Genomic DNA, 12,774 nt, shown 5'->3' with positions numbered 1-12,774 from the left:
GGCAGTCGTCCGGGATGCGAGTTCGCATCGCAAGCGAGGACCGGGCGAGCCGGGAGGGACCGTCCATGAATGCCTATGTTGCCATTGCAATCCGTATCCTGAACTGGATCGCCGGACTACTGGCGTTCGCGGCGCTCGCGCTGCCGACCTACCAGATCTTCGCGCAGGTACTGTATCCGCCCGGAATGCGACCGTGGATCTACGAGGTCTTCATCTACCTCCTGGTCTGGGCGTCGCTGCTGACCGCGTCGACCCTGGCCGCCGAGGGCAAACACATCCGCGTCGACAGCATCTTCGCCACGCTGAAGGGCAGGCCGCTGCGATATGTCGAGACGCTCAATGTCCTGATATCCCTGACGTTCTGCGGCGCCATCGCGTACTACGGATACAAGATCACCTATGATGCGTGGGACATCGGAGAGAGGTCCGTTACGTCCCTGCAATTCCCGATGTGGATCTACTACGCCGCACTTCCCGCCAGCTTCCTGATCATGTCGGTCTTCTACGCGATCCGGCTGGCCTATCTCGCGGCAGGACGGGACGTCCCCGGGCTCGAGCCCGAACACGCCGCCCCTGCGAGCGGGAGCGAGTCGGTCTGATGCTGCTCCTGCTCGTTCTCTTTTTCGTGCTGCTTTATCTCGGCACGCCGCTCTTCGTGGTGCTCGGCGCCTCGGTCTCGGTCCTGATCGTTGCCGAGGGCCACATGTCCCTCACGCTCGTCGCGCAAAAGATGATCGACGAGCTGAACAACGACCTGCTGATGTCCCTGCCGTTCTTCGGCATGGCGGCCGTCTTCATGCAGCGGGGCGGCGTCGCGAAGTCGCTGGTCGATCTTGCGATCGGACTCATCGGCTGGATGCGCGGCGGACTGGGGCTCGTCGCCGTCGCCGCGTGCACGATGTTCGCGACCATCTCCGGCTCGAGCGTCACGACAGCGCTGGCGATGGGCGTGCTGCTTCTGCCGTCCATGCTCGCCAAGGGCTACGGCCGTCCGTTCTCGACGGGCCTTCTCGGCGCCGGCGGCACGCTCGGCATTCTGATCCCACCGAGCCTGCCGCTCATCCTCTACGCCATTCTTGCCGAGGAAAGCGTGCCGAGGCTGTTCCTCGCGGCGGTCATACCGGGGCTGATGCAGGCCCTGCTGCTGGCAATCTACGTCATCGTGATGGCCCGCGTCCGCAATCTGCCGGCGGAGCCTCGGCAGTCCGCCGGCGAGATCGGCGTGCTTGCCCTGCGCGCGGCTCCCGCGCTTCTGGTGCCGATCGTGATCGCGGTCGGCATCTATGGCGGGCTGCTGACGATCACGGATTCCGCGGTGGCCGCGGCGTTCGTCTCGCTCATCCTGAGCATCTTCGTCTATCGCGGCGTGAAGCTGAGGGAGACGATCTCAGTGATCGGGGAGTCGATCTACAGCGTCTCGGCGATCATCCTCATCATCATGACCGCGATGGTGTTCGGCCACTGGGTAACCGAATCCGGAGTGCCGGCGCGGCTGGTCGAGTGGACGAGTTCTCTCAATCTCCAGCCGTGGCAGTTCATCGTCATCGTCATGCTGATCCTGATCGTGCTGGGAACGATCCTGGAGATCGCCTCGATCCTGCTGATCACGACGCCGATCCTCATTCCGCTGCTGGGCGCCTACGACATCAGCCCGATCCATTTCGGAATCCTCATGGCGATCAACATGGAGATCGCGGCGATCACGCCTCCTGTCGGGCTCAACCTCTATGTGCTTGCGGCGATCTCCAAGGGCACGACGTCCGAGGTGAACGCCGGCATATGGCCGTTCGTGGTCCTTATGCTTGGCCTGCTGCTGCTGGTCGCGTTCATTCCCGGCCTCACCCTGTGGCTGCCAGAGATGGTCTACGGACCATAGCTGCCGGCGCATATCCCGACAGGCAACAACGGAGCGGCGCGGTTCGACACCCGCCGCTCCGCTTTCGTTACAGCCTGCTGCGGCATCGATCCCGAAGGCTCGGACGAGTTGCATTGGAGGCGACGACCGCGCATCGCTGCGCAGCTTTGAACTGCAGTGGTCGTCGGGAGCTTGCCGCTTCGGCGCTCGCGATACCTTCGATGCGTAGCGCCGGCGCAAAAGAAAGCCGCCGCCGGTGGGCCGGCGACGGCTTCATTTCGACCCGATGTCGGATCCGTTCTGCGAGGTGCTATTGGCTCTCGCCGAGCGCCGCGCTCACGCTCTTCACGAAGTCGGCTTCGATCCCCAGCGTCTTGGTGATTTCTTCCTGCTTCTGCATCAGAATCTCGCGTGTCGCGGCAATTTCCGACTCGCTGGGTTCGACCAGCTCGACGCCGTTCTGCTTCAGCGTCTCCGCGTCCTTGCCCGCCTGCAGCAGGACGTCCTCGCGCGCCAGCGGGATCATCTTGCTCCATTCTTCCGTGACGATCTGCTTCAGGTCGTCGGGAAGGCCGCTCCAGAAATCCTTGGACACCATCGGGATGAACTGATCGCGCGAGTTTGCTTCAAGGTAGCCGTATTTGATGCCCGACTCCCAGAGCTTGGCGGACACGACCGTGTTGGCCGTCGACACGAGACCCTGGAAGTTGCCGCGCTGAAGGCCCATCGGCACGTCGGGGAAAGGAACCCGCACGGGCACCGCGCCCAGCACCTTCAGTTTCTCTTCGATGGCGGCGCCGCCGGGAAAGCGGATCGTCAGGCCCGAGAAGTCGCCATGCGTTTCGATTTTCTTCGTCGTGGTAAAGACCGAGCCGGCATCGAGATCGAGCCAGTTCCCGATGACCTCGACACCCAGTCGCTCGCCAATCGACTTGGCAAGGTTCTGGCCGAGCGGACCGTCGACCAGTTCGTGAACGACATCGGCCGAGCGCCCGTACATGACCGGAAGCTGGAACATGTTCATGCGCGGATCGAAGCCGCCCAGCTGCCAGCTGCCCGGCACGCCCATCTGGACATTGCCCTGGCGGATCGCCTTCGGCACGTCGACATCACGGAAAAGCTGGCCGCTATGGAAGACCTGGGTGTCGATACGGCCGTTCGATCGGCTCTCCACCGCGTCCGCGAATTTCTGGACCCAGATGACACGGCTGGAGTTCGCCCCCGTGTCGAGCGAGATGCGCATCGTGTGATCCTGGGCGATGGCGGTGCTTGCGGAAAGCAGGCCGCCGAGCAAGGCGAGGACGGCGAAACCGCCGCCAGTTGTGGTTTTCATGATCTCCTCCGAAATGGTCCTGTCGGGGCCGCTGAGCCGGCAACCGGAAGCCCAATCTATTGGGTTTGCCGGCTCGCTTCACCCTGGACAGGCTCCTCGGAGGGCCAAAGCACATATGTGTTCATGTGCGATTCCGTCCCTGTGACCGTCGGGAAGCGTAGGCTGGGGCAGGCTTCCGGAAGCCAGTTACTCCCTGCCTCCGGGCCATGCCGGGGCGCAGAAACTCAGACCGTTCTGGTGAGCTTTGGATAGTAGTCCGCGATCCGGTCCCGCATGATGCGTATCCAGTCCGGCATCTCCTCCCGCTGCGCCTCCAGCGGGCCGCCGACGGCGATGACGAGGGGCACGTGCCTCTCCGATCTCGGCAGCAGCATCGCGACAGTTCCGAGGCCCGGCGTGACGTTGCCCGACGTCGTCGCGTATCCCCGGGCGCGGCACTCGTCGAGTTCCTTGACCAGGTCCTTGAACATGACGCGCGCCGACGGCTCCTTTTCCAGCGAGTTGGCGTGGTTGACGATCCCGCGCAGCGCTTCCACCGGCGCCAGGGTCAGCAGCATCAATCCGGTCGAGGCCCGGCAGATCGGCCGCAGCGAGCCGATCCGGGTGTAGGCGCGCAGGTGCTCATGCCCCTGGATCACCATCAGATACTGGACGTGAATGCCGGACTGCATCGCCAGAATCACGGTCTGTCGCGTTTCCTTGGCGATCGCATTCATCAGGTCGAGCGTCTTGGTGTCGGAAAAATACTGATCCTGCAGCCAGCCGCCGAGGAGCGATATGCGGAGGGTCGGGAAATAGGTGCGGGTGCTGGAATCGTAGTGAAGATAGCCGAGAACGGTCAGGCTCTTCGCCAGCGCCGCCGTGCTCGATGCCGGATAGCGGAGGGCCTGGGAGATCGTCAGGAGGTTGGCAGGCCGACGATGCTCGACGAAGAACTCGAGCAGCTCGATGGTCCTGCGCGCCGATTTGACCGTCTTGTCGCGCACCGGAAGCCCCGGCACGATCACCGAGCCTTCGAATTGCTCATAGGACATTTCGATCTCCTCCAGGTCGAACGCGACGGCACTCTCCACCGGATCCGTATCGAGAACAGCCGGTTAACGGAACCGGCGAAGACAGATCACATATGTGTTCGACTTGTCCAGCAAGGCCGGAACCTTCGTGGGCGCCGTTTGGCGCGCGGCCAGGAATGGCGTTCTCGTGAATCTGCCGTCTTTTGATCTGGAGGGCGCGAACGAGCGATGGAGAACCCGACCCGGTCGTCAGCCGAAGTCACCGCCGATGACGCCCCTCTCCTTCAGGCTCTTCATCTCGGCGTCCGACAGGCCGGACGCCGCCAGAACCTCGGCGGTGTGCTCGCCTTGGCGCGGACCTCGCGTCCTGACGCTGCCGGGCGTGTCGCTGAACTTTATCGGCACGCCGGCAATCCGCATCTTGCCCTGGATCGGAGGGCACTCGATCTCCGCGATCATTTCACGGACGGTGAAATGCCGATCGCGCTCGATTTCGTCGATCTGGTAGACCGGGCCGAACGGGACCTTGCCGCCGAGCCGCTCGTTGAGCTCGGCCTTGGTGAACCGGCGCGTCATCTCGTCGATCAGCGCGATCGCGGCGGCCCGGTTCTCGGTGCGGCTCTCCTTTGTCCTTACGATCGGATTTTCCAGAACCGCATCCGCATCCAGCGACTTGCAGAGGACGCCGAAGAATGCGTCGTTGTGGCAGGCGAGCGCGACATGGCCGTCACGGGCGGAGAACAGTCCGAACGGCACGATGAAAGGGTGATGGTTGCCTTCCGGCAGGGCGACCTTGCCGCCGAAGGAATTCTGGTGGACGATCCTCTCGGTCACGGCAAGGATCGCATCCACCATGGAGACGTCGACGAACTGCCCCTGCCCCGTCTCCCTCGCGCGCAGAACCGCGGCCAGGATTCCGATCGCAAGATAAAGCGCGGGTATCGTGTCGCCGACACCGGGCCCTACCTTGACGGGGTGGACCGCATCCGCCCCCGTGACGCCGATCATGCCGCCCATTGCCTGGGCGACGACATCGAAGGCCGGCCAGTCCGAATAGGGACTTTCGCCGGAACGTGGGTCGCCGAAGCCGCGAATTGTGCCGTAGACCACCTTCGGATGAGCTGCTCGAAGCGTCTCGTAGGAGAGACCGAAGCGGTCCATTACGCCGGTCCGGAAGTTCTCCACCACCACGTCGAAGTCGGGCAGCATGCGCAGCAGCAGGTCTCGCCCGTCCGGGGTCTTGAGATCGATGACGACGCTGCGCTTGTTGCGGTTGATGCTGTGGAAGTAGCCGGATTCGGTCTTCTGCCGGTCGTCGGGATGATAGGGGCCCGAAAGCCGCGCCATGTCCCCGCTGACCGGCGGCTCGATCTTGACGACATCTGCGCCATGGTCGGCTAGTATCTGCGTGCAAAAAGGCCCGGCGAGAGCCTGGGTGAGGTCCAGGACGCGAATCCCCGCCAATGCTCCGGCCTGTGCCATATGGTTCCGCCCGGCGTTCCGCATCTTCGCGATACGCCGTGACCCTCTCGGTTAGCGTTTCCGGACGGCCGACGTCTCATGCGCCGCCATCTCGTCGCACACCTAACCAGCGTTCCGAACATCGCCAACACCCTGTCCGCCTTGGGCGGACATTCGACACGTATGTGAATCCTGCTCGAAGCCGCTTGCCGCTGACGTCAGGCCCGCTCGCCCACGCTACCCTCAGCCGATGATCCGCAGCTCCCGCGACATGACCGATAGGGACCTCGCACCGGTCTCCGTGACGACCACGTCGTCCTCGATTCGCACCCCGAGATTGTCCGGACGGTAGAGGCCGGGCTCGATGGTGAAGACGGTGCCGGGCGACATCGTTTCGCGGTTGCCGACCATCACCTGCGGCGCCTCGTGGACGTCGAGGCCGAGGCCGTGTCCGGTCTTGTGCCGGATCATGTCGGCATAGCCCCTGTCTGCCAGCAGTCTCAGCACGGCGGTGTCGAGCGCGTCGTAGGTCACGCCCGGAGCGGCCGTCGAGAGACCCAGCCGGTTGGCGTCGAGCACGGTCTGGTAGATGTCGCGGTGGGCCTTCGAGACGGTCTCGACGAAGAAGGTCCGCGTCAGGTCCGCCGCGTAGCCGCCCGCAGCCGCGCCCCAGTCGAACAGCAGGGCGTCGCCTCTGGCCACGCGCCGGTCTGGCGACGGGACGCCATGGCAATCGGCCGAGGCGCCTCCGGTCAGCACGATCAGGTCGTAGGCCGGTCCGTCGGCGCCGCGTTCCAGCATGGCGATGTTGAGCCGTGCGCGGATTTCGGTTTCCGACATGCCGGCGACGATCCGCGGCAGGGTGTCCTCTAGGGCGGCCTCGCTGATGCGGATGGCGCGCTCCATCGCTGCGAGTTCCTCGGGCTCCTTGATCAGGCGCAGCTTCGCAAGCGCCTTGCTGGCATCGACGATCCTGAAGCCGAAGGCGGCCTCCAGCGCGGCGGCCTCGAAATGCCGCATCCGGCCTGATTCCACGCCAAGCCGGTCGAGTCCGGTCTGGCGGGCCAGCGTGGTGAGCGCGTCGGCGTAGCCTTCGGAATCCTGCCAGAAGACGGTCTCGGCCTTGGGCATGTCGGCGTTCCAGCGGTCACGCTCCAGGGCAGGGATCGCTGCGTGGATCGCACCCTCGGCGGTGACGATCAGGATCGTTGGCCGCTCCATCAGGTGCAGGTGAACGCCTGTCAGATAGTAGAAGTTCGGTCCCGGCACGAAGGCGACAGCAGGCAGATCGGCGGCCTGGAGCAAGGTCTGCAGCTTGGCGATGCGGGGGCTGGTCACAGGCGTCACTTTCTCTTCGCGAGATTCTTGAAGCGGGGATAGGTGTCTGTCGACAGGTCGACGGATTCGGCGAAGGTCGGCTCGAGCGACCTCTGCACCACGCGGACGACCGAATTCATCTGCTCGTTGACGATCTCGTTGCAGGCCGAGGTGTCGCCTTTCTCCACCGCCTCGATCAGGCGGGCGTAGGTGTCGGCGACGAAGGCGAGGTCCTCCGGTCCCGCAAAGGGGAAGTAGTGCAGCAACATCGTCCGCCGGCCGTAGTCGAGGCAGGTGGGGAAGAACTTGCCGAGGAAGTCGTTGCGCGCGACGCGGGAAAAGCCCTTGAGCAGGTCCAGCTGGGCAAAGACGATCCGGAACACGTCCTCGTCCTGAACAATGCTCTCGCGGAAGCTGACAAGCAGCTGGCGCAGCCGCTCTCCGTCCTCGGGGAGCCGCTTGGTGGCTGCGGCCACCATGATCGACCGGGTCAGGATGAGCAGCGTGTCGAAGTAGTCGTTCATGTTCTCCATGGTCAGCGGCGCGATGATCGAGGAACGGTTCGGCAGGAACCGGACCAGTCCTTCGCCGGAAAGCATGATCAGCGCCTCGCGCACCGGCGTGCGGGAAAGGCCGAACTGCCGGGCGACATCCACCTCGTCCACCGCCGAGCCCGGTGCCAGGCGCAGGGTCAGGATGTCCTCGCGCAGAGAGGAATAGATCGTCGTCGCCCCTCTTTCGCGCTTGGGGCCGGCCGCCTCGGCCCCGGTCGGCTTCTCGCCCGTCATGCGTTTCCTCCCGATGTGATTCTGCGTGGACTGCTGCGTTCCATCACTACCCTGTCTGACTTGCATAAAGTTTGGATAACCCAATTGCATAAAGTTCGCATATCGACTAGCCTCGATCTCGTCAACGATAAGAAACACAGTCTTCAGTAGGGGTAACCACATGACATTGTTCAATGAATCGTGGCGCGTCTGCCGTGCGGGGCTGCTTGCCGCAGGCGCTATGCTAGGCCTGGCGGCAACGGGAGCATCGGCCCAGGACCTCAAGATCGCCTTCTTCGCCTCGGCCTCGCAGAACGGCTTCAATCAGGCCGTCTGGTCGGGGATCCAGAAGAAAGCCAAGGAGCTCGGCGGCATCTCGGTCTCCATCTACGACGGCAAGTTCGATCCCGTCGTGCAGTACGCGCAGGTCGAGGACGTGCTCGCCAGCGGCAACTTCGACGGCATGATCCTCTACGCGCAGGATACGGTCGGCATTTCCGGCGCTGCCGAGCAGGTGATCGCCAAGGGTGTGCCGCTCGTCGCCGTCATGTTCCCGATCGGTCCCGATCTCGGCACGCTCGAGCCCCAGATCCCCGGTCTCACCGCTACGGTCGGCCATGTCCCGGCGATCGGAGCCACCGCCCAGGCGGAATCGGTCGCGGAGTTCTGCAAGGACAAGGATCCCTGCAAAGTGGTCATCCTGCTGGGCTTCAAGGTCTCGCCGTTCGACCAGATCCGCCTCGCGGCCTATGAAAAGGTCTTCGCCGGACATCCGAACATCAAGATCGTCGCGACGGCGGAAGGGCTCTACAGCCCCGATGCGACGCTGACCGCGATGCAGGACATCATGCAGGCGCAGAGCGACTTCAACGCCGTGCTGTCCGTCGCCGATCAGCAGATGATCGGGGTCGAGATTGCCCTCAAGGACGCGGGAATCGACATGGGGCCGATCTTCCTCGCCGCTGCGGGCGCGTCGACCTACGGCGTCGACGCGGTGCGCAAGGGCGACTGGGACAACACGCTCGCCTACTTCCCCGAGACGATGGGCACGGTTGCCCTCGAGACCCTGGTCGCCGCGATGAAGAAGGAAAAGTATCCGGTCACCTACGACATGGATGTCGGCGGTCCCGTGCCGTTCATCGTCACCAAGGACGTGCTCGACAAGAATCCCGCCTTCGTCGGCGAGTGGGCACAGTGACCTGACCCCTCCGGCGGCCCCGCAAGAGGGGCCGCCCCTTCCCGACTTTCATGAATAACGGAGAGGTTCCGATGCCATCCACCGGCTATCGGGTGTCCGCCGATATTGGCGGCACTTTCACTGACGTCGTCTTCCAGGATACCGAGACCGGCGCCTGCCGGGCGCTCAAGGTCCTGTCGACCCCCGAAAACCCGGCGCTCGCCGTGCTGGAAGGTATCCGCAAGGGGCTCGGCCCCGACGAACATGTCGACTTCTTCGTGCATGGAACAACGGTCGGACTGAACTCGGTCCTGACCCGCCGCGGCGCCCGGGTGGCGCTGCTGACCACCGAGAAGTTCCGCGATGTCTATACCATCCAGGGCAACGACCGGGGCGAGATCTTCTCGATCCGCTGGAAGAAGCCCAAGCCGCTGGTGTCGGTGAAGGACACCTATACGGTCGCCGAGCGCGTCGCAGCCGACGGGAGCGTCGTGGTCCCGATGAAGGTCGAGGATCTCGCCCCGTTCGTCGCCGCGGTGAAGGACAAGGGATATGCCGCCGTGGCGGTCTGCTTCCTGTTCTCCTTCCGCAACCCTGCGCATGAACTTGCCGCCGAGGCCTATCTGCGCGAGCATCTGCCGGGCGTGGACATCACCCTGTCGCACAAGGTCTCGCCCGAGTGGCGCGAGTTCGACCGCATCTCGACGACCGCGATGAACGCCTTTACCGCTCCGGTGGTGCGCCGCTATCTGCGCACGCTGGTCGAGCAGATGAAGGACACGCTGCCGGCCGACGGCCAGGTCCATGTGATGGAATCGAACGGCGGTGCGATGACCGCCACGGCCGCCGCCGAAAATCCGCTGCAGACCCTGCTGTCCGGCCCGGTGGGCGGAACCATCGGCGGCCGTTCGCTTGCCGAGCAGACCGGCCGCAGGAACCTGATCTGCGTCGACATGGGCGGCACGTCCTTCGACGCGAGCCTGATCGTCGACGGACTGCCCTCCAGCTCGACGGAGACCAAGCTCGAGGGACTTCCGGTGCAGATGTCGGTGGTCGACATCCACGTCATCGGAGCCGGCGGAGGCTCGATCGCCTGGGAAGAGGCGAAGGCGTTGCGCGTCGGCCCCCAGTCGGCCGGGTCGGTTCCCGGCCCTGCCTGCTACGGACGCGGCGGCACCGAGCCGACCGTCTCGGACGCGAACCTGGTGTTGAAGCGGCTCGATTCCTCGAACTTCTCGGGCGGCGAGATGCAACTCGATGCGGGCCTTGCCCGGCAGGCGATGCACGACCTCGGCGAGCGGTTCGGCATGGGGCCGGAAGTTTTCGCCCAGGGCATCATCGACATCATCAACGCCAAGATGGCGGATGCGATCCGCACTATCACCGTGCAGCGCGGCATCGATCCGCGCGACTTCGCCCTGCTCGCCTATGGCGGCGCCGGCCCCAGCCAGGCGGCCGCGCTGGCCGACCAGCTCGACATTCGCGAGGTTATCATCCCCGTCCATCCGGGCGCCTTCTCGGCCTGGGGCATGCTGCAGACCGATATGCGCCACGATTTCAAGATGACCTATTACGGCCAGTGGGGCACGCTCGATCCGGCCGAGGTGACGCAGAAGTTCGAAGAGCTGGAGAAGCGAGGCTTCGCCTACCTGAAGAAGGAAGGCATGGAGGCCGCCGACATCTCCTACGAGCGTTTCGCCGACTTGCGCTACCAGGGGCAGGAATATGTCCTGACGATCCAGGTGCCCAACGGACCCGTGGACCTCGCTGCCGTTCGTGCCGAGTTCGACAAGTCCTACCAGCAGCACTACGGCCATTCGAGCGGGACGACCCCGGTCGAGGTGGCCAACCTGCGCGTCGCAGCGCTTGGCCGGCTGGCGCGGCCTGCGCAGCCCGACCCGGAGACGAAAGCCAAGGGCTCGGCCCGCAGCCGGCTCGTCTATTTCGACGGGTCCGAACGGGAGACGGCGATCGTCGACCGCAACACGCTCGCTCTCGGCGAGGCGGTCGAAGGGCCGGCAATCCTGGAAGAAGAAACCGCGACAACCCTCGTCCCGCCCGGCTGGCGGATCGAAGTCATCGTCGGCGGCCACCTGTCCATGACCAAAGCGGGAGCGTGAGATGACCACAGTCACTGCCGATCCGATCACGACCGAAGTCGTCCGCAACTTCGTCATCTCCTGCGCAGAGGACATGAACGCCTCGCTCTGGCGCTCGGCCTTCTCGGCCCTGATCTACGAAGGCCGGGACTCGGCCGTCGCCCTGCTCGACGCGAAAGGCAACATGCTCGGCCAGTCAACCGGCGTGCCGCTGTTCGTCGGCGCCATCGACGCCTGCGTCCACATGGTCCTCGACCGCTATGGCGACGACATCGGCGAAGGCGACATTTTCCTGATGAACGACGCCTATCTGCAGGGAACGCATCTGAACGACTTCACCGCGGTCGGCCCGCTTTTCTACAAAGGCAAGCTGGTCGGCTTCGGCGCGGCAAGGGCTCACTGGGCCGATGTCGGGGCCACCGATCCTGGCATGGTGATGGGCGCCTCATCGATCTTCCAGGAAGGCTGGAGGCTCGGGCCGACGCGGGTGGTGCAGAACTTCAGGGAACTGCCGGACTGGTTCGACCTGATCCTGCGCAACACCCGGCTGAAGGAACTGACCCTTGGCGATTTCCGCGCCCAGATCAGCGCCATCCGGACCGGCGAGCGGCGACTGAACCAGCTTCTCGACCGGATCGGTGTGCCGACCTACCAGGCCTCCTGCGAGAACATCTTCGAGCAGGCCCGCACGCTCGACCGCGAGGCGATCGGCGCGCTCAAGGACGGCACCTACTATCGCGAAGGCTATATCGACAATGACGGCCTGTCGGACGATCCGGTCAAGGTGGCGCTGAAGGTCACCATCGACGGCGAAAGGCTGATCCTCGACCTTGAGGGCTCCTCACCCCAGGTGAAGGGTTCGATCAACTGCGGCGCGGTGCAGACGGTGTCCATCCTGCGCCTCGCCTACAAGACGATGATCTCGCCCGACCGGGCAATCACCGGCGGATCCTTCTCCACCATGGAGGTCAAGATCCCCGACGACTGCATGTTCAACGCCAAGGAGCCGGCCGCGTGTTCCTGGTATTTCACCAGCTTCGGCCTGCTCGCCGACCAGTTGATCTCCTGCCTTTCCGAAGCGATGCCGGAGAGAGCCACGGCTGCCCACTACGGTGACTCCATGGTGGTCTCCTTCTTCTCGGTCGACCCCAAGCGCAAGCAGTGGATCTCGACCGAGGCGACCGCCGGCGGCTGGGGCGGCTCCAACGGCGCAGACGGCGAGAGCGCGCTGATCAACATAACCAATGGCGGCTTCCGTAACCTGCCGGCGGAAATCTACGAGACCAAGTTCCCGGTGCGGGTCGAGGAGTTCTCGATCCGCCCGGACTCCAGCGGCGCAGGCCGCTGGCGCGGCGGAAACGGGGTGGTGCGATCCTACAAGCTGCTGGACGACGCAGCGGGCGCGCTGTGGTTCGACCGGGCCCTGACGCCGGCGTTCGGCCTCAATGGCGGCAACAGCGCGCAAGGTCCGGACGTGACCATCTACTGGCCCGACGGCAGCGAGGAGAAACGGCTCAAGATGCGCGCCCGCTCCCTGCCGAAGGGGACCGTCCTCGTCACCAAGACCGGCGGCGGCGGCGGCTTTGGCGATCCGCTTGCCCGTCCCTTCGCGGAGATCCAGGAAGACCTTGACTGCGGCTACCTCTCGCCGGACGTCGCCGCGCGCGACTACGGCGTGGTGGTCAAGGACGGAGCGATCGACACGGCGGCCAGCACGCCCCGGGCTACCTGGGGCTAAGGCGCCGTGGCCGA

At 64.7% G+C, this 12,774-nt stretch carries 10 protein-coding genes; 5 read left to right on the top strand and 5 right to left on the bottom strand.

What is annotated here, in order from left to right; translation table 11 throughout:
- Positions 1-65 precede the first annotated feature (65 nt).
- Both B9Z03_RS27295 and B9Z03_RS27290 read left to right on the top strand, forming a co-directional pair.
- Positions 66-599 (top strand): TRAP transporter small permease, encoded by a 534-nt coding sequence (locus tag B9Z03_RS27295; RefSeq protein ID WP_176247658.1) that lies wholly within the window; start codon positions 66-68, stop codon positions 597-599.
- Positions 599-1,876, top strand: a complete 1,278-nt coding sequence (locus B9Z03_RS27290) for a TRAP transporter large permease (protein WP_085467117.1) — start codon at positions 599-601, stop codon at positions 1,874-1,876. The genes B9Z03_RS27295 and B9Z03_RS27290 overlap by 1 nt, the downstream gene beginning before the upstream one ends.
- A 289-nt stretch (positions 1,877-2,165) precedes the next feature.
- On the opposite strand, the gene dctP is transcribed toward B9Z03_RS27290, so the two are convergent.
- From dctP to B9Z03_RS27265, 5 genes are all read right to left on the bottom strand, one after another.
- Positions 2,166-3,188, bottom strand: a complete 1,023-nt coding sequence (gene dctP, locus B9Z03_RS27285; RefSeq protein ID WP_085467116.1) for a TRAP transporter substrate-binding protein DctP — start codon at positions 3,186-3,188, stop codon at positions 2,166-2,168.
- Positions 3,189-3,412: 224 nt separating this feature from the next.
- The gene (locus B9Z03_RS27280) at positions 3,413-4,222 is read right to left on the bottom strand and encodes an IclR family transcriptional regulator (protein WP_139832409.1); all 810 of its coding nucleotides are present in this window, start codon (positions 4,220-4,222) and stop codon (positions 3,413-3,415) included.
- Between the two features lie 228 nt (positions 4,223-4,450).
- Positions 4,451-5,683, bottom strand: a complete 1,233-nt coding sequence (locus B9Z03_RS27275) for a CaiB/BaiF CoA transferase family protein (RefSeq protein ID WP_085467114.1) — start codon at positions 5,681-5,683, stop codon at positions 4,451-4,453.
- Between the two features lie 222 nt (positions 5,684-5,905).
- Positions 5,906-7,009: a M24 family metallopeptidase gene (locus B9Z03_RS27270; RefSeq protein ID WP_085467113.1), complete on the bottom strand. Its 1,104-nt coding sequence runs from the start codon at positions 7,007-7,009 to the stop codon at positions 5,906-5,908.
- A complete protein-coding gene (locus tag B9Z03_RS27265) occupies positions 7,006-7,767 on the bottom strand; it encodes a GntR family transcriptional regulator (protein ID WP_176247657.1) in 762 nt (253 codons plus the stop codon). The genes B9Z03_RS27270 and B9Z03_RS27265 overlap by 4 nt, the downstream gene beginning before the upstream one ends.
- Before the next feature lie 160 nt (positions 7,768-7,927).
- Between B9Z03_RS27265 and B9Z03_RS27260 the strand changes: the two genes are divergently transcribed.
- From B9Z03_RS27260 to B9Z03_RS27250, 3 genes are all read left to right on the top strand, one after another.
- Complete coding sequence (locus B9Z03_RS27260; RefSeq protein WP_085467111.1) at positions 7,928-8,944, top strand: sugar ABC transporter substrate-binding protein; 1,017 nt, start codon at positions 7,928-7,930, stop codon at positions 8,942-8,944.
- Positions 8,945-9,015: 71 nt separating this feature from the next.
- Complete coding sequence (locus tag B9Z03_RS27255; protein WP_085467110.1) at positions 9,016-11,043, top strand: hydantoinase/oxoprolinase family protein; 2,028 nt, start codon at positions 9,016-9,018, stop codon at positions 11,041-11,043.
- Position 11,044: 1 nt separating this feature from the next.
- Positions 11,045-12,760, top strand: coding sequence for a hydantoinase B/oxoprolinase family protein (locus B9Z03_RS27250; protein ID WP_085467109.1), 1,716 nt, complete (start codon positions 11,045-11,047; stop codon positions 12,758-12,760).
- Positions 12,761-12,774 lie beyond the last annotated feature (14 nt).

This window comes from Mesorhizobium australicum (assembly GCF_900177325.1).
GTDB lineage: Bacteria > Pseudomonadota > Alphaproteobacteria > Rhizobiales > Rhizobiaceae > Mesorhizobium_A > Mesorhizobium_A australicum_A.
This window is presented reverse-complemented; position numbering and strand designations above follow the sequence as displayed.